Here is a 21585-nt window from a genome sequence, read left to right as displayed (position 1 = left end):
TGGGATAATTTAGAGTTTTCCCCGTACCGGACAAGCGAATAAACGTTGCACAACATACTAATAATGAAAGGTTAGTTCTATCTAGGAATGGAGTGCAAAGAAACTTGCACGAATTTTGATTAGGTCAAGCGAGGTGTAATGCGCCGGGTCCGAACCTGGGAATCTGAGTTAACTCAATTTTTATGCTGCGGGCGCGTGATTTCCTATTGACAAGAATCCGTCTTTTTTGCAGATTGTGCTTCCCAAAACGTGGGGCTGTAGCTCAGTTGGGAGAGCGCTTGAATGGCATTCAAGAGGTCGTGGGTTCGATTCCCTCCAGCTCCACCAATGAATGTAAAGGCTTAGAAGGTTTTCCTTCTAAGCCTTTTTTTGTGGAATATACAAAAGAATATACAAATGAAATCGGGTGGATGGAAAATTGGTTTTTGGAGAGGGACAATTAGGTATGGTGTCCCCCTGATTCTACTTCTATTAAAGGCTGATGCAAAGAGCATCCTCAACGATTTGGAAGATGGCTTCGTCTCGTTTGAAGTGAGATGAGAACGATCTGTACCCAATTTGATTTGTTATGATGTTCTTGTGTTTACTCCACACGTCTGAAGGGATGTTGCCACCATAAGTATGGGACAGTAATCCTTCAGCTGCACGGACCCGTCGATACCAGGGAGTCCCAGTGGCGGTGAGATTCGTTAAGTTGGAAACGAATTGGTCGTCAGATCCCTTTGATGGCTTGAACTCAATAGATAAGGCCGCTGTCGCTGTATTTATGGTTTTCATGATAAAGTCGTAGCTAGGGCAATTATGTGGCTTTCTTTGCCTATATGCATGTTTGGCTTCCCGTATGACTTTCATCATTTGCCAGACTTCAGCCCCAAAGCTTGATGCCAGAGTCTTGGGTGAGAAAATGTATTTTCCTTGATCTGCTAAGTGCGTGATCATTAAATTCCTAAAAATTACGAAAAGAACATCTGAGTACCATAGTCTTGAATGATTTTGCTCTGGTATAACAGAAAGTAATTTAAGCAAAGATTGGGTTTCATCGAAATCTTTGCGGTAGCTGCTTTTGGGTGAAAAGGAAGTGAATAACTTTTCAAGTCGCTTGCCCTCATCTGAAAGGATTACCCCCTCCTGCTTGAGGTGCTGAATGAAGAGCATCTTTTTATCGACTAATTCATTGAATTCCACCCAGGTGTACTTGGATGTTGACGCATTGGGTAAGTCGCATTTGATGGATGCTTCTGCTTTATCTGAAACAACTAAATAATCTATGTCGCTATTTTCAGAATTGTCACCTCTTGCAACTGACCCAAACAGCATGATTGATGTGCTGCTCATGAGGCCCTCACTATTTTTTTGACTATAACGCTGGCACAAGCTGTGAGCCACACAACACCAGTTATGGCTTGAAATGCAACCCATAGTTTTCCTTCAGGATTTGTAGGAGTAATAGTTCCATAGCCTAGTGTTGTTATTGTCATTACAGAAAAGTATAGAGAATCTATGCCTCTTGCGAATCCATCCGTGTTGTTTGAGATGCCATCAATTAATGTCCCAAACTGGTAGTTCATGTAGGTAAGTATGCAAATAAATGAGATGCCAGAAAATACAACATGCCGAGAACGCATTCCATAACCTGAGATGAGCATCCAAATAAAATCAGCTATAAATGTAGCTCCGAAACGAATGAGTTTGAGTATCGATTGGATCGATACTCGCTTTTGTTGCTCTTTGACCCTTAGACTGAATCTTTTTTGATATCTTTGATAAACCTTGTAGTAAAATTCGGCATCAGACTGAAAGTTTGAACTCTCAATTTGTTTAGCATTTTTGATGAGTTCAGAAAAGATACTCAAAGCTATGTTGGAGTGTGTGATTTTGCTAATTCCCTTGATAGATTTAGGGTTGAGGTAGCAATTGTCCAATGTCGCTTTGAAAAAATTGCAACCAATAAATTTACAATCATGGAACTCACATTTGTCAAAGTGGGTGCCGATGAAGAGGCAGTTAATAAATTTGCATGAAACAAAGTAGAGCCCTTTTAAAGTTGTTTTGCTAAGGCTGCAATTTTCGAAGTGGAGTTCTTTTAGCGATGGGGTTTCGCCTTCAGAGTATTCCCAAATATCAGGCCTATAGATCCCATTGTGAAATCCCTTTCCATTTCGTAACACGGCAGAAAGGTCAGTTGGGCTATCAACATGGTTGCAATTCCCCTGAAGTGAGAAGAAAGGATCTTGAGCCACAACTCGTCTCCCATAAGCAGTTTTGCTCGATTATGAATATCAAAATATCTGTACACAATGGGACTTGTTAATTCAAGCGTTTTGCGCGAGAAGGTGAGGTAATGAGGCCGGTAGTTAAGTAGCATCTGAGCTAAAGGGGGGCATACTTGATGAAGGTCTCATCAGGTCATCCTAGAAGATCTCTCCAAGTTGCTCGTGAGTCCGATTGTGGCTATCGGATTGAGGACTCCCTCACTAACCAACAAGATGAGAATAGGAATGCCCTACATCGGATGTACCCAAAACTTTTGACCGAGATCAATCCAGCACAAATCCTAGAGCCTACTAGCCAGCGTGGACTACAAGGCTGGCATACCAACATCTTCAGATTCTTTCGTAGAAAATCCGTTCTTTTGGTCAACGATGAAACCCGGTTTGCCGTGTTTATTTCCGGTTTGGTCAAGAAGGACTTCCAGAACTTCGACAAGGTATTCATCAAGCATTTCGAGATAGCCCTTGCTGGTGCCGGAACGACGTGTCGTTCCGCATGCGGGTCAGGGTGTCTTGGAAGACTTCCGGGCTCACTGCACGGGATGTCGCATTGGCGATGGACCCGCGTTTTACCCCGAAGGTCGCGTTGCTTTTGTTGATCTGGTCGTTTCCGTATGCGCGGCAGATATGGCGCGCGGCGCTGAAGACTTCGGCAATCCTGCCGTCACCCACGCCGTCCGCACGCATGGCGTCCGCCACACGCTGGAAATGTTTGTTGGTCACCTTGGTCCACTTCTGGGCTCCCAGGTTCGCCTGGCGCAAGACCTTGACGAAATGTTGGGCCGTCTGGCGAATCCGGTGTTGTTTCGATTTCGGGCCGGACAAGGTTGCCCGGTTGATCCCATACTTGAGGCTGCCGGATTTTCCCATTGGGATTCTCCTTCCGTTAAAGGTTCGGGGCAGCGCCCCGGGGCCAAGCAGATCGGACTTTTCCCGTTATCCGGGAAAGACCTGCCTGTGGCGGTAAACCCGCCACGCATCACCAGCTAAGGGAAGAATGAATGCCCGTTTCCCATTGGAAAGAAGATTCCGGAAGACCCAGTCAATAAGGGGTGCTGTCCCGCAAGCGCGTACGTCTTGCGGATTGGATGGCAGCCGTAGGGGAAGTGCGGCAATGACAAGCGTAGATACTTGCCATTCCACCATCGGCGGGTGCTGCGTTACAGCCTGCGTGTTTGGATTTGGAAATGGCCGTTTGTTTGGAAAACGGCGCGTGGATCGTTGAAGCACAAGGCTTCTTCATGCGTCATCAGTTCGGACTTCGTCACGAACTTATGACGCGCAGTACAAGCGTTTTACCTCCTTCTGGTTACAGAATTATCCGGTGGATATGCCTAACCATATGACGCCGTGAAACATTCGCGCAAGCTCCGGCGGCACGATATCTTCCTACCCCCCGCCGTTTTTTCGCGAGCGTGACGCAAGCAGCCGCCGGGGCAAGGCCAAGCCCTTCGGGCGGACGCTTCGCGTTCCGGCCTTGCCCCGACGACTTTGCTTGCGTCGTCATCCACGCAGGCGATGGCGAGAGGGATGGCGGTTTTGACTCCGACTCAAGGGATTGAAGGCCGTGGTTGCAAATCCGTCATAAATTCGTTTGAAAATGAATAGGTGCTGCTTGGCTTCCATGGTTGTTCAATTGGTTGATGAATCAGTTTACTAGAGAGAAATGGAAGGGTAACAATCAGAAGCATCTTTTGAATCACATAAAATGAATTCAACGCATAGCCCATTAAGTTAGACAAGAACTAGGAGTGAGAATCCAATGGGTAACTCTCAATCGCGTCGCCAATGCTGCGAATCAGTCCATGAATCCGTCTCTGTATCATTTGACCTCCTATTGCCACTGGGCGCTTTAAGTCCCGAGAGTTTTGAGTACTTCTCTCTTGATTTTTTAACTGCCTTGTATCGGGAAAAGGCCGAAGTTCATCAAGCGGGGAAAACCGGACACAAACAATGTGGTATAGACCTCAAAGCCGTATTCATTGATGGCGCAAACTTTACCTTTCAGTGCAAGCGGGAAGCTCAGTTCGGCCCAGCCAAAGTGCGGGAAGCCGTCAAGGCGCAAACAATCCCAGCTAAAAAAAAGTACATCCTGCTCTCACGCATCGCGAGTCCTAAAGCAAGAGAGGAGATCAAGAAGGCCAGGAGGTGGGATATATGGGATCAGTCTGATATAACGAGCAAATTCCGTACACTGCCTAAAACTGAACAGGTCCGTATTGTCGATACCTTTTTCCCTTTCCAGCGATTTGCGTTGACCGGACAGATGGGGCCTGGTCCATGGCTTACCGTTAAGGGCTTCTTCACACCGCAACTCGTTAAAGGCAGAATTTTTAACCAAGGATGGGAACTCGTCGGACGAAGTTCAGAACTTGGTCAACTCAGTGCAGCGTTTGCTGATCATAACGTGGTTGTGACGAGCCTTATAGGCCCAGCAGGTGGCGGCAAGTCACGTGTGCTTCGTTCTGCACTTGAATATTTTTCAGCTAACCATCCTTTTGTTCGGGTGGCTGTAGCTTCTCCAACTGAGGTGATTGACGCGAAAGGGTTAGAAGACCTTGGAACAGGGGAAAAACTCTTGGTGGTAGATGATGCCCACGATCGCGACGACTTGAATCAATTAATACGATATGCGGGAGATGAACGAAACACTACGCGACTGTTGCTTGTCTATCGCCCCTACTGGGTAGATGTCATCCAAGGGGAGCTAGCTCGAGAAGGGCTAACGGGGGAGTACGTCGCGTCTGTCCCGCTGGAGAAACCAACGGAAAAAAATGCCATCGAACTCGCCTCGCAAGTCCTGAAAGAGCATGGCGCATCCACTAAACTTGCGCCAATGATTGCGGACATGGCGTACGATAGTCCGCTTGCTGTGGTGGTCGGAGCGCAAATCGTTGCGAAGGAGGGACTGCACCCCGAGCTTTTAGGATCGAATGAAGAGTTCAGTGCAGCCGTACTCAAACGTTATGAGCAAGTAATTACAAGGGATATTGCGCAGGGGAAAGATCGAGAACGCATCAGCGCAATGCTGCGCATTCTTGTTTTAATTCAGCCGATGATGCCTGATGATATTCATGTTAGAGGACTTCTTAGTGAAAAAGAAGGGATTAATGCCCCGGACGCGTCGCGGCTGGCTCGGCTCCTTATAGACTCTGGTGTCCTGTTCAAACGAGGTGCGCTGTACCGTTTGTCACCGGATCTACTTGCTGATTCAATAATCGAGAGGGCTTGTATTACATCAAGTGGTGAATCCAACGGCTACGCTGAAACCATTTTCAATGCGACCATTCCTGAGCATAAGGAACATATACTTCTTAATCTCGGTAGACTCGATTGGCGTCGTAACAAGGGAGACACCTTTGCGAGCCATTTGCTTGATAGAATTTGGTCGAATCTTGAATGGGAGAACGGCTATCAAAATTCTCAAGTGAAGGCTGCGGCTTCTGTTGCCTACTTTCAGCCCCGCCAAGCTTTGGAATTTGCCCAGCGCCTCGTTGAAGAAGGGCATGGCCTCGACGAATACGTCTGTCGTATGATTCGTAATGCGGCATATAATCTCAAATTCTTGCCTAACGCATGCGAGTTGTTGTGGGATGTCGGGAAAGGAGATGCGAGGCCAATGCACCAACATCCTAACCATCCACTTCGACTGCTCACGGAGCTTGCGACTCCTGAGCCAGGAAAGGCAATCGCATACTGCGAAACGGTTGTTGATTTTGGGCTTTCCCTCGTGCCTTATGGGGACAGCTGGACCGAAGTGGCAACGCCATTTGACGTCCTCAAAGGATCGCTTGCGACGGAAGGGCATACTTCCGAGGCCGCAAAGCGTTCGGTTGTTTTTACGCCCTACGGAGTGAACCCCAAAGCAGTCGCTTCCATGCGCCAACGTGTCATCGGTATGATCCTCGAAAGTCTTACCAGTAGCAACAGGCGGCGGGCATTTGCTGCCGCGAAGTTGCTTGAAAGCACTGTTCGAGGTCCGATGGGAATAATGAACCACAAGCCTTCGGACGCAGCCCATGCAGCCTGGTTTCAGGAGTTCGCCGACACATTGTCGCGCATAACTGCTGTCGTCGAAGCGAATTCTCTCCCGGCGATAGTCCTGGTTCGTCTAGGACAGACGGTATCCAGGTTTGTTCGGTATTCTGAAGAATCTCTTTCCGAGCCCGCAAAATGTATTCTTGCTCGACTCGACCGCGATCTCGAGACGCGGGTAATTCGTGTCCTTATGGATGGATGGGGACAAGACACTTGGCCCTTTGAACCAGATGACCTCTATCACAACGAACAACGGCAAGAACAATTGGCGAAGGAATTGGAGGCCACATTCCCGAATGCTGTGGATTTGGTTCGGTTTCTTGAAGAACGCCTTGTTGACCTGGAGAGTTATCATGAAGATCTGCTTCATTCCACGCACATCTTTCTCGACCGGCTGATCAGAAGCCAGGCAGCCGTGGCTCGGGAAATCTTTGCAGTAGGACAACGGAATCCCGAGTCACCTTTGGCTGAATATGTCCCATCTGCGCTTTCTTCGCTGTTGGTGCATGAGCCAAGTAAGGCGCATGAGCGTATCCATTCACTACTTGAGTCCGGAGATAACTGTTTACCTTTAATCGCCCGAGCCTATGCAAACGGGATTTTTGGGGCACGACAAATCAACGGGTCCGACAAAGATATTCTTAGACGAATATTTTGTTCGGAGGATGCCGCCGTGCTTAAATCCGCATCGTGGATTTTGCGAGAGGTTGCACAGAAAGATAAACGACTTGCGATCGACCTTATCGCCCATGGAAATTCGACTTTGGCACAGGCCTCTGATGGCGAAGTCTTTATGTGGCTTGATGATGACCAGTACATCCCGTTCGACATGATCAACGAAGAAAATTTGGAGTGTATCCTCCAGCTTTTGATTATCCCCAACAACCTCGACAACCACTTTGTCCGGAGGTTCCTCGCAAGAGTAACCACTCGGAATCCGGGCCAAGTTTTCAAATTGGCAAAGGCAAGGTTGAAACGAGCGACCACTTTGAACGACTGGACCTACAGATCCGTAGGAATTGATAGCGAAGCGTCATTCAACTTTCTGGAACTCCCAGAAGGAGGCGCAATGCTTCATGAGGTGCTGGACTGGGCGTTACTGAAAATTTCGGATCATCATTTTATGTATCAAGTTACGGATATGGTTGTCGGGCTATTTGGGGTCGCCAGCAAAGCCTTTGCTCCTGCGCTTGAAGCTTGGGGAGCAGGGGGAACCTCCGCACATTTTGCAGTGCTTGCCGCCCTGCTAAGAGAAGTGCCAGACGAGTTTATATTCAGCGAGCACACTTTTATTTCTCGAATTCTGTATGTGGCAAGAACCGTTGGGAAAGATGCTTATATGGAGATCTTCTCATCCTTACATGCGTCCGCCCTTAACGGTGTTCGTTCGGGCACCTTGGGGCAGCCATTTCCGCGAGATGTTGAGATGAAAGAGCGTGCTGAAAAATTGCTTGCATCTATGAGTAAGACAAATCCAGCATATAATCTTTACAAGGCTCTCCTGAGGTCTGCAATAAATAACATAGAACGTTCGCTTGCCAAGGGACGGGCCTTTGACGAAGAAGACGCTGACGCATAGGGCCTCATGTTATCCATATTAGCCCTATTTCCTCCTGTTCACTAGCTTCGCGGTTCAGTAACACCTTGGCGCAGGGAGAAGGGTGACTAACGGCTCAACTCACATAAACGCAAACTCATTTTAATATTGAATGGCTTGAGGGAATTCCCTTGTGTGTACCTGTGTATAAACTGATGAACTTGTCTAATAGCCAGAAAACTTCGTTCGGTGTGTCCGCCGGGTATACCATGTCATCGGGGATGGATTTGTATCGACGTCGATTGTCTATGGGCTGACCCGCAAGGCGCTCGCTCCAACCTCCGCAACGGACGCCAATAACCAGTCGCTTATGCGCCCAAGCAAGAGCCATTTCCGACAATGTTCCTGCTCCTCCGCCCACGGCAACAACTGCGTCGGCTTGTGCGACAAGTATATTACGACCATGATCCAACGAAGAAGGGATAGCTATGTCCACATAGGGGTTCGCGTCGCCAGGATCGCTGCCCGGTAGAACTCCGATGATGGAGCCATCTGCCCAATTGAGAGATTTGCGCCCTCCACGGCAAGCAGCTTCCATGACACCTCCAAGCCCTCCTGTCATGAGTCGGTAGCCACCATCAATGACCCTTTTACCAATTTCAAAGGCCAGCCCCTCCTGAACGGAATCTGGCTCAATCCTGGCGTTGCCAATGACTGCCACCGTTGCGCGACGTTTAGCCTGCGTCATATTGTCATGCATCATTTTAGGTTGCCTGAGTAGGTTGTGCACTCAGTGGCTCTTTGGCCACAATTTGTGCAATGATATCCTCACGCCGTTGTGTGTCTGCGCCTTTGCCTGTTCCCGATGGCTCATACAGATACAAAGGGTGTCGTATGTGAACAGGCTTTTTGGCCAGTTCGACCATCGGCAACATGTAGGCCCAGTCCGTGGCTAGATCAATATGCTTTCCTTTTAACTCGAACATGGATTCGGGGACGGCATCAAAGAGATACTTGCGGAAGGAGCGTAAGTGTTGCCATACATTTCCGCCCCGGTTGCCCCTTGGGTCATTAAAGTCGATAGGGTAATGCACATGCTTGTCCGTACGCAGCATAGACCCCACGGTGAGGTCGGCGCCCCTCTGATACACTTCATGCAATCGGTCGAGAGTTCTATCCGAGAGAAGCATGTCGTCGGCGTCCACAGTGACAATGATCGATCGAGGATTAGCGCAGGCTAATCGGATGGTCCAGATCATGTTAGCCAGTAAGCCTCGCCTTTTTCGGATGTTGAAAACGGATATTTTATCTGAATACTTCGAACAACTGCGCTGGATGTATTGTGCCAACTCAGGGGATGATGCATCGTCAATTACGATACATCCCCAATCTTTTCGCTGCTGTTTGGTTATCGAGTTCAGACAGCGCATGAATCGTCCCGGAGAAACGTCTTTTCCTCCGATGATGAATATAAACCTTTCATCGCGTAACGGAGCGAACCAGTCCTCCAGTGTGCCCTGCAGGTCGACATGCCCATTCTGTCTTGAAGGGATCATTCCCTTTTCCACTCTATCTAAAATCGCCAACCAGGTATCCGTGTCGGCCTTTCTCTCGTTGGGAGGGTGGATAAAGAAAGTTCTTTTGTCGCCTCCACGCCAGGAGCAGCCTTTTTCAATCCTCATGCGCTGATCCGCAGCGCGATACCATGTCTGTTCAAGGCCGTCTTGCGTCACGGCGTTGGGGAAAGGTGCCAGGGCCCTGAATCGTTCCATGTGTATCATCGATCCGCGCACCTCGGTACGCCAAGGTCCGTTGAAACTTTGGCTTGTGTATGGCTTGTTCTCGGTGTTGCATATATTAAAAGCCACTGTGGCTGCAGTGGGATTATCGGCAAAAACCTGTAGCATGTCAGCCAAGTAATCGTGGGTGTGGTCTTTACGTCCGACCATTAAGTCGCTGTCAACCTGAAGGAGGAATTGCGTTCTGCATTCCTCAAATCCGGACAGGGTGGAGGCCGTTTGGGGGCCGGCTTGCGAGTGGGTGGCATCTGTCCGGATTCCAAACCAGCGAGTATTCAGAGCGACAATGTCTTCCTTCTTTTGGGGGCCGTAGACAATCCTGTCGATCCAGCCGCCTTCAAGCAGTCTAGCGCATGCCTCTTCCAATGCCCGCATGTTACCTGAGGCATATTGGCGAAGAAAACCTTCTGCGCGTTCATCCACTACCAGGAGTCGTTCTGCAAAGGCACGGGGCCCTTCCAGTTGCCTGATCAGGTGCTGAACTTGGACCTCCAGCGTGGCGGTCTCCATGGCGCAGCATTTTATCATGACGGATATTTCGGGAAGGCGGGGCAATGCCTTTAAAACGAATACGCGTACTTCGGATGCAGGTTCGAAACGGTCCATGTCTATGGTCGGGATTTCAAATTCATCGACCATAGTCAGCCCAACCAGTGCCAAGTCCCTGATGAGTTTCCTTCTCGGCCTGTAAAATTCAATGCGTGTCTTGCCTGAAGCTAGAAGTTTCTCCCACCGGAGAGAGCCATCATTTTCGGAAATTGTTCTATTCAAACTTTTGGTCGCCTCCGCTGTATGCCGCACATTGATAAATTCAGGATCACAGACAGACACCACGACTGTTCCCCCCGTCTTGGTCATTTGGCGAAGGTCGCTTATTGCCTGTGTATATGCGTCATCATCGAGAGCGCAAAGCACCCGGGTGCAGATGACGGTGTCAAATTTCATATCATTGAGGGAGGAACGTTCTGATAGGAATCCAACATGCCTAGCTATTTCATTCCATCGGGAATCCCATATTGGCCGAAGGCATGGGTCGGGATCGTAACCTATTCCAGAAATCCCGTTACGTCCCAGTTGGCCTAGTATGTTTCCCTTGCCGCAGCCGTAGTCCAGCACCCTCTCAGGAGACAAGCGTTCCACGATGTCTACTATTTTGTTGTAGTACCCAATTCCCGGCTGGATACGTTGCCTAACGGCTTCCATAAAATACTCAAATCCAGCTAATTCTGGCAGACTGTCATCCGTGAGAGCGGCCTTCATCACCTCGCTTAGGTCATTACGGTGGGGATATCTCCAACTTAACCATGCTCGACGGCACATCATTTCAAATTCGGATTCCGAATGAAGCTGATGGATGTCGGAACCGTAATCGATGAGCCTTACCTTCTCATCCACTTTACGCAGATTCTTGGGATGGATATTCCGGCACACGATACCGTTCTCATGGCATTCGACCAGCAAGTCGATTAATCCCGGGCCGTTCCCGCCCGTATACGGAGTCGAATCCTCATAGGGGTATGTAAGAATTGCTATACCGTCTTCCTTGATGAGCGATTCCAACGGATACAGGCCTTTCGTGCCAGTCCAACCGCACACCTTCGAGGCCAGAAACTGAATCTGCCGCCGAGCTTCCCTGCTTTTCCAGTAATCGAAGACTTTGAAGACCTTGCAGCCGTCTGTGAGTGCAACCCCCTCACAGCCATGCCCCAGTATTCGAAGATCGCCGTTGATTCCTAGCAAACGCCGTACATGATGTTGAGCAGACTGCATCCGCTGAGAGTGTATTCTGCTAACCAAAGGAGTGATGTCCTTGAGGCGGCGGCGGTGTGCCCTGTATTGTTGGGGCAGTTCTTCCAAAAGACTCTCGACATGTGCCGAGTCAAGGGCGTCAATGCCTTGGGTGATGCGGCGTAGCTCTTCTGGGTTGTACATTGCGAGAATTCGTTGAAGAACGGCACCCAACTTTGTGCGTTCTTTTACGAACTCGTTGCCATGTATCCAACTTGTGTCTTGCAAGTCAGGATGTTCAAGGAAGTGAAGTGCTGATTTCGCGCAGCCTCTCACGCGCCAAAAGGAAAGCGTAAATGCCGCCAACCGTTCCTTGGCGTATTTCTCGACCAGAGACGTAAATGCGTCGATGTCGGGGTGGGATATCCAGGATGACCCCACTTTGCCCTTTTGGTCTCCTTCGTTGAGTCGATCCTGTAAGGCAGAATAGAAGGCGTAGCCGCGGATGTCATCGATGACTTTTTCCGAGTCTAAACCTTCGACCTGCAACCCGGATCTGTCATGGTAAACGGGTAGAGAAAGAGTCCGGACCGTTCGTCCATTCAAGTGTTGTTGAGCAAGCGACCACAACATGTCGGAGCGGCGCATAGGTCGGCCTTGAGTCAACAGACACGGGTTCGGGATATCTGCGAGGACTTCAGGATTGAAAATGAATGTGTTTCCGCCTCGCTGTAGCGGAGAGCCATCTGGCATACAATGTCCATTTTGTCCTTGCTGTATGAGGGGACGGAAGAGCTGTTCTCCTGCTAAAATGCGTTCAAATCTCTTGGCCAATTGGGAAAAAACTTCGGCCACAGATTCCTCAGGGCGGGCGAAAGTGAAATTGAAAGGGGTTTCCAGACGATCCGTTTCAATTCTGGAGAGGTCATAATAGAAATCCCTTCGACCTTCAGCCAGTCGGGTGTTCATCCCAAGCGCGGGCGGAAGAAGCGCCTTGGAGGATAGCCGAGACCAGCGGCGTAGCGTGTGAACCAAGTCCACCATTTGTCCCCTTAGGCACGAGGCAAATGGTAGGGGAGGGGCTCCTGTATATGGACCTATGCCAATATCAGTAACACCCTCTGCCTTTGCTCGAGCCAATGTTTGCACATAGGGTGGCTTCCATCGGATCGCCTCGCCCTGTTGTTGTGTGAGGGCCTCAAGGTGCATGTCATCGTCCAGAATCCACCCCACCGCTCCCGGTCGTCGGCACAACAGTGCGTATAGATAGGATTGGAGTACGGTCCGAGCACGGGCTATCCCCATGCGCTCTCCTTGGGCGCATTCAGGGGCCTCTATCCTCCCTGCCTCGTGATCTTCTCGGATGATGTCTCTGGTCATGGCATAGACGTTCAGACCCTTTGACCTAGTGCTTTTTACGAGTTCAACAAACGGTCGGGATATTTCCCAGCCAGCTCCGTTCTCGATCAAAAGGACATCAAGCCCCACCACTGCCGGGTCGCAGGACAAAATATGTAGATCCTCCAAGAGGCGGGCTGCCGATCCAACCCTATTGGGGTCAACAATTACACCAACTGCCAAGGCGAGTTGGTGATCAACATGTAGCTCAGAGAGATCTGCGAGGATAACTTCATTTGGGGTGGGCGAAGAGGGGGCTGTAGGTTCCCAAGAAAAATATCGAAGAGCCCTGTCGAGGAATCTTTGCTTCTGACTGTTTGTCATCTGAGGGGCGTATTTCTGGTAAAAGCATTCCAGTCCCTTTCGTTTAGCAGGGAGGTTCGGCGATGAAAGGCGGGGCCGGGTAGAGGATGCGTGATGCCTAACCGTTGTTATCGGTTGATTAGCGTAGCAAATATCCGGCAATTCACACAGTCGAATGCATAAATCGCGGTCAGTACAACTGGCGAGGTTTTCATCGAACAATCCAGCTTCGAGGATTGTGGATAGCTTAATGAAAAGGTTTGATCCCTGTATCCCTGGGTTCCCAGTTAAGAAATCATCCCGGCGGAGTGTTTCGGGAGGGACAACGATCTTTGGTTCTCTACACTTTTCCTGGCGGATGAATGCGCTCGAAACCATATCGGCCTGTGATTCAGAAGCTATCATGGCGCATCGACGCAAGTAGTCAGGAGTCCATTCGTCATCATCATCCAAGATAGCTACAAAAACGGACCGGGGGTCGGAGCTTGTCCGCAGGATGTGGTCGAGGCCTGAATTCCAGGCGCCTGAAGCTCCAGGGGTACGACGATTTCGAAGCAACTCTATACGATCTGAGTGCTTGGTCTTGGCTATGGCACGCTGTGTTTTGGGGTGGGACTTTAGCTCAGAGTCGTCCACAACCACGATTCGGTTTGGTGTTAATGTTTGCGTTAAAATGGAAGGTAATGATCGGGTTGCGAGAAGCTGCGGACGATTTGCAGTAGCAACAAGCGCCACAAGCTCAAATGGAAATGTGCGCATCTACTCCTCCGGATGATAGAGAATGCCTTGTCTCCATCGTTCCCGTAAAGGAGTGACGACTGCGGACATTCGCAAGCACGACGATCAGTCATCCCCGATCCAATGCTTTTGGTGTCATCCGATACGTACGATGTGATGAAAATTTATATCAAGCAGTTGAATTGATCAATTGTTTCTCAATTAAAATAAAAGCGTTTTCGAACAATGAGGCGGAGCCTTGTAATTTTCCCGTGTCCGCTATGTGTCCGCTTTTTCCTCGACGCCATGCGAAAGTAGCGACATCCCGCGCCTTCCGCACATCATGCTACATTGTGTTCGAATAGACTTGGCGACAAATAAGTCCAGTTTTATTAGTGTGTTATGCTGTCGTGTTGGCTGAAGACCCTCAAGAATGGCATTCAAGAGGTCGTGGGTTCGATTCCCTCCAGCTCCACCAATGAATCTAAAGGCTTAGAAGGTTTTCCTTCTAAGCCTTTTTTCGTGGAATATACAAATGAATATACAAATGATATCGGGTGGATGAAGAGTGTCGCTTACAGCGTAGCTCGTTAAACTTTCCACCTTAAAAACGCTGCTCAGTGCTCCAACAAAGTGGACCCACTTCTTTCTTTATGTGCTTGCTGAGCATCCGGCCATCACCGCCACGATGCGGAAATGGAGTAGAATAATAGAGTGATTTTTCGGCGTTCGAGATGGTCAAGAAAGAGAGGCTCCGTCGGAGCCTCTCTTTTTTTCATCTGGTTAGAATCGCTCAAACTCATCGTCATCATTTTGCGGCGAGCCCAGGGCGCGGGGCGTCGTGCGAGCCGCGATGGGCTTTGCCTGATTTTTTTTGCGTTCTTTAGGTGTCGGTGTCCTTGGTTTTGCCGCGTGCTCGTTTTCGTTGAGGCGGAAATAGGCAAAGGCCTTTTCAAGCGAGTTCGCGTGAGAGGCAAGATCATCGGCAGTGGAAGAGACCTCTTCCGATGCGGCCGCATTCTGCTGGGTCACGGAATTCAGCCCTTGCACCGCTGTGTTGACCTGTCTTGCCCCATCGTCCTGCTCGTTGCTTGTTGTTGAAATGGCTTGCACCAACTCGGCCGTATGCTGGATGTCGGGCAGCATTTCATTCAGCATCGTGCCCGCTTTTTTCGCCACGGCAACGCTTGAAGCCGAAAGCTCGCTGATTTCCAAGGCAGCCGCGCCACTGCGCTCCGCCAGCTTGCGGACCTCTGCGGCAACCACGGCAAAGCCCTTGCCGTGTTCACCCGCCCGAGCAGCCTCGATGGCGGCGTTCAACGCCAACAAGTTGGTCTGCCTGGCGATTTCCTCGATGATGGTAATCTTTTCGGCAATGTCGCTCATGGCCACAACGGTCTGGCTGACGGCGGCTCCACCTTCTTCCGCGATCTGGGCGGACTTGGAGGCTATGGCGTCCGTTTGCTGCGCATTCTTGGAATTCAGGCTGATGCTCGCGCCGATTTGCTCCATTGATGCGGACATTTCCTCAATGGAGGCCGCCTGCTGGGAGGCCCCCTGAGAGAGCGAAGAAGCCGCGTCGCTCAGAGAGTGGCTGCCGGTAGATACATCCATGGCAATGGCTTTCGCCTTGCTGACGACTTCTCCCAATCTTTCAGCCATCTGATTAAGCGCATTGGCCAGGATGCCGATTTCATCCTTCTGGTTCAGCTCCAGGAACACGTTGAGGTTGCCATCGGCAATTTCGGTTGTCGTGTCCTTGATTTTAACAAGCGGTATCAGGACGTTGAGGCGCAGAATAAAGAATATCCCAATCCCCAAAACGATGACGATGGAAATGGAGGAGATGACTATGAACCATGTCAGACCGATGGATTCACTGTAAAAATCGCTGAAGGGGGCGGTGGAGTATATCAGCCAACCCAATTTGTCCGATTTCTTAAAATAGACCAGCTGCTTGTCGCCGTTGGACTTATATGCGACATTCCCGGATGTTTTCCCTGCAACTTGTTTGCCCCAATCGAAATCCTTGAAGATGTTCGCCTTGCAGATGAGACTTTCGTCCTTGTGGGCCAGAACCAATCCGTTATCATCCGTGATGAAGACAAACCCCGTCTTGGCAACCTGTATGTCGTCGATGAATTGTTTGGCAAAATTATCGACTTGAATATTGAACATCACCATGCCGATGGCTTTCTCGTTCCGGAGAATCTTGAGGAGGACAAGAACCACGGGCTTTTGCGTTTTTTTGCCGATCAGAGGATGAGAGTAATAGGTGCCGGTGGCAGCCTTTGCTCCCGCATAATATGGCCGCTTTGAATAATCACTGCCGACGGTTTTGGGATCGGTGCTGGCGACAACTATGCCATTCGCGTTCATGAGGTGCGCGCGGCCTATTATCGGGCTGTCCTTGATCGCTTTTTTCAGGACCTTGCTGGCTTGCCCCAGGATCTCTTGGTTGGAGGTCGATTCGTCTGCCGCATCCTTGATCACATCAAGGCCGACCACCAAGTCCATCAGTCGGTCCACACCACCACACCAAGTTTCTATCAGTGATATTACGGAAGTCAGTTTCGCATCGTTGAGACCAATGGCTCCCTCCTCAGCCAAGTTTGAAGATTTGTAATAGATTACTGACGACAAGCCCGCCATACACATCAAAATCAACAACATGGATGGAATGAGAAATTTAGCAGTCAGTGAGCGCATACAATCCCCTTTTCCTCAAGGTCTTCCTAATCGTTGAAAGAATGGAACGTCCAATCTTGTCATGGGCAATCCCGTTGTACATCCACCAAGCCATTTTATCCCGGAACTCATCTTTATCATGTCGATGGTGACATGACATTTTTCCATCGCTCTTAAATCCAACCAGCATATTATCATAAAGTTATGCAGTCACACAAATGAAAGAGTTGATTTTTCATATACGAAAATACATTTCAAACGATTTTAATTAGTAGTTGTCGGTGGGGTTGTGGGAGATTTTAATCAAGTGTGCTGTTCATATAATTAGTTGTAACTATAGCACATCGGAATGTTTTCGACAACCTCAAGGAGTACGTCGATTCTAGGTTGAATAGTGTACTCTTGATATAAGAAGTATGCTATTCTATCGGGAATATCAGTGCATACGGGCAGAATTCTAGCCATCGTTCAATCCAGAGGATACCGTCATGAGAATTCTGACGAGTACAGGGTTGGTCTATGTCCGTCCGTTCTATGAAAACTAGCGAGGTGGGGTATGAAGTCCAAGGACAACTTTGACAGAAGTGCCGAGTCCGAAACCTTTGACCGTGAGATCAAACGAGTGAACGTGGATTGCCCGGAATGGATGGTCAATGAGATGGACGAGAAGGCCCGGAGGCTTGGTATTTCCAGACAGGCTTTGGTCAAGGGCGGGATATCCGATTGCCTCCGGTCCGAGAACAAAATGGCCTTGTAGAGTAGGGCAACTGGGAGGCTGGATATACCATTTCTATACCTCCCAAGAATATACAAAAAATATACCTGTTGTCCGCCAATATATCCTCGATGTGTATTCCTCTCTAAAAAAGATAAGTATTCAAGATAACAACGAATAATGACCTTGAATGACATTCAAGAGGTCGTGGGTTCGATTCCCTCCAGCTCCACCACCATTTTTCTTTTGGTGGTCAACCGTTTGGTCAACCGGTTGTTGGTCAAACCACTTGAGATTACAGATTAATAATGTATATGAACTGTGTTTGAGGATGTGTGAGGTGCGATGGGGTTACTCTGTGTTGGAGGTTGAGGGAATATGTATGGTGTACTCTAATTTCAAATTTTAGGTTGGTGGTCACCGAGCGAGACCTAGTTAGCCCTATCCTGGGTGGCAGGGGCATTTGTTCTATTCTTTACACTTGTGAATTAGTTGGGTTTCCTCGCGTATTACCTTCGAGCATAGCTTTCTCAATTTATCAAATAATATGCTTTGTTCACTGCTCAACTTGCTGTGTCCCTTATGTACAATTTCAGAGCGGACATCATATATTTTGTCAAAATCTTCCATAATCTCGTTTCGGCTGTTGTGATCTTTGCCGACCAAGTAGGCGCACCGGTTCTTCAACAGTTCAGTAAGCCCAACTTTTTTTGAAATTTCTTTGTTCCTTTCGCCCAAGAGAATCTCAATTGTGATAGTGGCTTGCAGGAAAGAGAGCAATTGATTCGTGCCAGTGTAACTGTCGAAATACCACTGGCAAGCCCTGCACACTCTGTCTGACATCTCGTCTTTTGAGAAAATGGATTTCAATAACCATAGGCAGTGGCCAATATGTTTGTCATACCATTTTGTGTCGTCCCTTCCACCATTCCAGTCGTCCAAGGCAAGGGAATGAATCGTTTCTGAGAGCTCTTTGTCGATCTTGTGGGTGTTGTCGATGATCCATTTTGAGCCGTATCTTCGAAAAACAATTCTACTCATCTGAGAGTAAAATGAGTCATATTTCTTATCAAATTTGATTAGGCCATGCGCTATGAAAAAGCCAAAAATCGTCTTTATGACCTCAGCAATTTTATCGTGAATGATACCGTTTCCGTAATATTCAGAGTACCCATCAATGCTCACCGCTAAATAGTATGAGTCCAACTCCCATACATTTTTATTGTTTCCAATTGCGAGGATCGGAGTGTTCCATATTATATCATCAATCTTATCATCTCCGGTGACTGTTTTGTACGTTTGTACATGGGCATCATCGGGCTTAAAAATGTATATTGAATCACAAAGATGGAAATTATCAAAACCTGCCGGAATAATATTTGAGATATATCCAGGCAGCTTTACGAAAAACTCATAATTGTTTGGGAGGTTAAGGAAGCCATTAAGGAGTTTTACTGAAAGGTCATCAATATTGGAGAACTTTGGGACGTTGGGCAATTCCACCGCTTCCGTGTTTTTATCATACACCCCGAGGAATGTGAGGAGGCGTGAAATCTCAGACATATAGTAATTATACAGGGGGTATTCGCCTATGTATTCATTCGCCTTTTTGAGTTCTGCTCCTTTTTTGGGGAGTTGGGCTTCAAGTAAGAACAGCGGCGCACTTGAGTAGGCGTTTAGGAACATGCCATTGCTCACTTTGAGTTGTGGCAGCACTTCTTTGCTTTTTTTGAGCAAGTATTCAACTTTGGGGTCGGGTAAATTTATCGGCATGGGAATTCTCCTGAAAAGAGGGTTACCATACTATATAGCTTGCTAGTAGTCGAGTTGAGCTGGTCTTGGGTGTTCCCTTTCGTATTAAGTCTTCTATTCTTCCCTTGCCCTAGTCGCATTTCTTTTTGAAAATTCTTCTTTGAATTGGGACCCAATACCTATCTGTCGAGAGTCGTGGTTGGTTTGAGATGCTTGGAGGCGATATATTCATTATTCGTTAGCGCCGACTCTTAGTTCAAAAAAAATGGTCAACCATCCGGTCAACCAAATACCTTCAACACATCTCCAACATCACTGATTTTCTGTTGACTACAAAATAAAAAATCAAAGTATTTCAATTCTTACGCGCCAGTCCTCGTGCATGGCATTCAAGAGGTCGTGGGTTCGATTCCCTCCAGCTCCACCAAGAATTTTAAAGGCTTAGAAGGTTTTCCTTCTAAGCCTTTTTTTGTGTAATATACAAAAGAATATACAAAATTAATCGGTTGGGCAGGAATTAGATCTTATGTCCTCCTGATTCCTATTGAGCGGGCGAGGGTTAATACCGGTCAAAGTCGTCGGTCTCGTCGGCCGGGGGAAGTTCGGCGGTGGGCTGACGGACTGTTCGCGGTTTTGTCTCCGAGTCCACGGTGAAGAAGGATATGGTCTCTTGCATGCCGCCCGCAAGCTGGGACATGGCGTGTGAAGAGGCGGCCATTTCCTCGGCCGCCGAGGCATACTGCTGCACGATCGTGTCGAGTTCCCGCACCGTGGAGTTTATCTGCCCGGCTCCGGCGTTCTGTTCTTTGCTCGCAACGCTGATTTCATGCACGAGTTCAGAGGTTCGTTGAATCTCCGGGACGAGATCTGCGAGCATCCTGCCGGCTTCGTCGGCAACTTTCACGCTGGAACTGGAGAGCTCACTGATTTCCGCCGCCGCTGTGCCGCTTCGTTCGGCAAGTTTGCGCACTTCCGCCGCCACGACTGCGAATCCCTTGCCGTGTTCGCCTGCGCGGGCTGCCTCAATGGCCGCATTGAGTGCAAGCAGGTTCGTCTGGCGGGCGATATCCTCGACAATGGAGATTTTGTCCGCGATCTGCTTCATGACTTCCACGGTCTTGCCGACGACATTGCCGCCTTCTTCCGCTTTTTTGGCGGTAGCTGTGGAGATGTGCTCCGTTTCCTGGGCATTTTCAGCATTTTTGCTGATGTTGTTCGCCATCTCTTCCATGGAAGTGGAGACTTCCTCGACCGAAGCCGCCTGTCTCGTGGCGCCTTCGGAGATACTGGAGGCGGTTTCGCTGAACTCCTCACTGCTGGTGGAGACGTTGGCCGATGCCTGGGCTATGTGCGTGACAACCGCTTTGACTTGTTTGACCATGTCGCCAAGGGCCAATGTAAGGGTGGCTATCTCGTCCCTTTTATTGGTTTCAACCAATGCGGTCAGGTCGCCTGCGGCAAGGCGTTTTGCGATGTTCACAAGTCCATTTACCGGCTTGATTACGTTGATGTTCAAAAGGAGCGAGATACCCACGCCGATCACCAACACCAGGATCACGGCGGCGATGGCGATGAACAGGCCAATGGCGTAGGCCTGGGCGAACAATTCCTTTTCCGGGATGATGGAGATGATAATCCAACTGGTTGCGTCTGATTTCTTGAAGAAGAGAATCTTATTCTCTCCTTCGAAGGAATAGGAAACCATGCCGGACGGTTTGGTGATAACATCCTTGCCCCAGGAGAACGTGTCGGGAATGTTGAGTTTCGCGATTTTGGTTTTGTCCGGGTGCGAGATGACCGTTCCTTTGTCATCAAGTACGGTGAGATATCCGGATTCTCCTATCTTAACGGTATCTATGAATTTGGTGGCAAAGGTTTGAATGCTGATGATGGAAACCAGGGCCCCTGTGATTTTCCCTTCGTGGCGAACAGGGCAGGCAATGCTGAATATGGCCTTGCCAGTTGTGCGGCTTATGAGTGCCTTGGAGACATATACCTCGCCGTTTATGGCAGCTTTGAAATATCCTCGGTCAGCATAGTTCTTGCCAATAAGTTTCGGATTCGACGAAGATATGACGTCGCCCTGGCTGCTGATCAGGTTGATATAGTCCGGGATTTGTGAATTTTTCACGGCCTGAGTCAGTGCTTCCGTTGCAGATGCCAAAGCTTGGCTGTCGTTATTGTCGGCAAGAACTGAATTCTGAACGGAAGGAAGCGTGGCAAGGTCGAGCATCTGGACCTTGAGTCCACTCACCCAGACGTCGACGAGATCGGTGAGGCTCGTCAATGAGGCGTTGTTGCTTTTTTGAGCTTGATCTTTGAGGGCCGCAGTCGTTTTGGAATAGGTCGAGGCGGCCATGATGCCCATCCCTATAATGATCAGACCAAGTGTTGGCACCAAAAATTTTGATTTAAGCGAACGTAACATTTTTCCCTCATATTGGTTAGTGATATTGTCGCTTGATGCAGTATCCCCTCGGCGGAAGGGACCGTTCACATCTTGGGAACCATTGTATGTTAGGACATGGTGGGTGATGTAGATCAATTATAAAGATGCCTGACTTGCAAAGTCCCCGTGAAGTCGGTCCGTTGCAAAGTAGATACTTCTGGCCCAATGGAGACGCCGGGAACTTACACAAG

The 21585-nt window shown here is 48.9% G+C and carries 10 protein-coding genes, 1 tRNA gene and 2 pseudogenes; 4 read left to right on the top strand and 9 right to left on the bottom strand.

The window, feature by feature from the left end:
* Nucleotides 1-251: 251 nt before the first annotated feature.
* Nucleotides 252-327 (top strand) — tRNA-Ala (locus tag ACI0FG_RS12700).
* A 144-nt stretch (nt 328-471) separates the two neighbouring features.
* Here ACI0FG_RS12700 and ACI0FG_RS12695 read toward each other — a convergent pair.
* Together ACI0FG_RS12695 and ACI0FG_RS12690 are read right to left on the bottom strand one after the other, a co-directional pair.
* Nucleotides 472-1335, bottom strand: coding sequence for a nucleotidyltransferase domain-containing protein (locus tag ACI0FG_RS12695; protein ID WP_419785368.1), 864 nt, complete (start codon nt 1333-1335; stop codon nt 472-474).
* Nucleotides 1332-2240 (bottom strand): ion channel, encoded by a 909-nt coding sequence (locus ACI0FG_RS12690; RefSeq protein ID WP_419785367.1) that lies wholly within the window; start codon nt 2238-2240, stop codon nt 1332-1334. The genes ACI0FG_RS12695 and ACI0FG_RS12690 overlap by 4 nt, the downstream gene beginning before the upstream one ends.
* 149 nt (nt 2241-2389) lie before the next feature.
* Here ACI0FG_RS12690 and ACI0FG_RS12685 point away from each other — a divergent pair.
* Nucleotides 2390-2689, top strand: a pseudogene (locus tag ACI0FG_RS12685) (DUF6933 domain-containing protein); the annotation flags it as partial.
* A 25-nt stretch (nt 2690-2714) separates the two neighbouring features.
* Here the strand turns inward: ACI0FG_RS12685 and ACI0FG_RS12680 are convergent.
* Nucleotides 2715-3140, bottom strand: coding sequence for a hypothetical protein (locus ACI0FG_RS12680; protein ID WP_419788418.1), 426 nt, complete (start codon nt 3138-3140; stop codon nt 2715-2717).
* Between the two features lie 892 nt (nt 3141-4032).
* Between ACI0FG_RS12680 and ACI0FG_RS12675 the strand changes: the two genes are divergently transcribed.
* On the top strand, nt 4033-7887 hold the full coding sequence (locus tag ACI0FG_RS12675; protein WP_419785366.1) for a hypothetical protein: 3855 nt from the start codon (nt 4033-4035) through the stop codon (nt 7885-7887).
* Nucleotides 7888-8002: 115 nt separating this feature from the next.
* Here the strand turns inward: ACI0FG_RS12675 and ACI0FG_RS12670 are convergent, their stop codons facing one another.
* The 4 genes and pseudogenes from ACI0FG_RS12670 to ACI0FG_RS12655 all read right to left on the bottom strand — a co-directional run bounded on the left by ACI0FG_RS12670 (nt 8003) and on the right by ACI0FG_RS12655 (nt 16442).
* Complete coding sequence (locus ACI0FG_RS12670) at nt 8003-8635, bottom strand: TIGR00725 family protein (RefSeq protein ID WP_419785365.1); 633 nt, start codon at nt 8633-8635, stop codon at nt 8003-8005.
* Nucleotides 8610-12416 carry a methyltransferase domain-containing protein gene (locus ACI0FG_RS12665; RefSeq protein WP_419788392.1) on the bottom strand — a complete coding sequence of 1269 codons (3807 nt, stop codon included), beginning with the start codon at nt 12414-12416 and terminating at the stop codon, nt 8610-8612. Before ACI0FG_RS12665 ends, ACI0FG_RS12670 begins: the two co-directional genes overlap by 26 nt.
* A 1011-nt stretch (nt 12417-13427) precedes the next feature.
* Nucleotides 13428-13832, bottom strand: a pseudogene (locus ACI0FG_RS12660) (glycosyltransferase family 2 protein); the annotation flags it as partial.
* A 741-nt stretch (nt 13833-14573) separates the two neighbouring features.
* On the bottom strand, nt 14574-16442 hold the full coding sequence (locus ACI0FG_RS12655) for a methyl-accepting chemotaxis protein (protein ID WP_419788391.1): 1869 nt from the start codon (nt 16440-16442) through the stop codon (nt 14574-14576).
* Nucleotides 16443-17034: 592 nt separating this feature from the next.
* Here ACI0FG_RS12655 and ACI0FG_RS12650 point away from each other — a divergent pair.
* Nucleotides 17035-17235: a hypothetical protein gene (locus ACI0FG_RS12650; RefSeq protein WP_419785364.1), complete on the top strand. Its 201-nt coding sequence runs from the start codon at nt 17035-17037 to the stop codon at nt 17233-17235.
* A 426-nt stretch (nt 17236-17661) separates the two neighbouring features.
* On the opposite strand, the gene ACI0FG_RS12645 is transcribed toward ACI0FG_RS12650, so the two are convergent.
* Both ACI0FG_RS12645 and ACI0FG_RS12640 read right to left on the bottom strand, forming a co-directional pair.
* The gene (locus ACI0FG_RS12645) at nt 17662-18966 is read right to left on the bottom strand and encodes a hypothetical protein (RefSeq protein WP_419785363.1); all 1305 of its coding nucleotides are present in this window, start codon (nt 18964-18966) and stop codon (nt 17662-17664) included.
* Between the two features lie 538 nt (nt 18967-19504).
* Complete coding sequence (locus tag ACI0FG_RS12640) at nt 19505-21490, bottom strand: methyl-accepting chemotaxis protein (protein WP_419785362.1); 1986 nt, start codon at nt 21488-21490, stop codon at nt 19505-19507.
* Nucleotides 21491-21585: the final 95 nt, after the last annotated feature.

The organism is Pseudodesulfovibrio sp. 7M6, assembly GCF_050058625.1.
In the GTDB taxonomy this organism is placed as follows: Bacteria; Desulfobacterota; Desulfovibrionia; order Desulfovibrionales; family Desulfovibrionaceae; genus Pseudodesulfovibrio; species Pseudodesulfovibrio salinus.
The sequence above is the reverse complement of the archived record's forward strand: the minus strand, read 5'-3'. Positions and strand labels throughout refer to the sequence as shown.

Excerpts from the sequence above, each read along its gene's own strand:
- ACI0FG_RS12695 (WP_419785368.1), bottom strand. The coding sequence starts at position 1,335 with ATGAGCAGCACATCAATCATGCTGTTTGGGTCAGTTGCAAGAGGTGAC.
- ACI0FG_RS12675 (WP_419785366.1), top strand. The coding sequence starts at position 4,033 with ATGGGTAACTCTCAATCGCGTCGCCAATGCTGCGAATCAGTCCATGAA.
- ACI0FG_RS12655 (WP_419788391.1), bottom strand. The coding sequence starts at position 16,442 with ATGGCGGGCTTGTCGTCAGTAATCTATTACAAATCTTCAAACTTGGCT.
- ACI0FG_RS12645 (WP_419785363.1), bottom strand. The coding sequence starts at position 18,966 with ATGCCGATAAATTTACCCGACCCCAAAGTTGAATACTTGCTCAAAAAA.
- ACI0FG_RS12665 (WP_419788392.1), bottom strand. The coding sequence starts at position 12,416 with ATGGTGGACTTGGTTCACACGCTACGCCGCTGGTCTCGGCTATCCTCC.
- ACI0FG_RS12650 (WP_419785364.1), top strand. The coding sequence starts at position 17,035 with ATGAAGTCCAAGGACAACTTTGACAGAAGTGCCGAGTCCGAAACCTTT.
- ACI0FG_RS12680 (WP_419788418.1), bottom strand. The coding sequence starts at position 3,140 with ATGGGAAAATCCGGCAGCCTCAAGTATGGGATCAACCGGGCAACCTTG.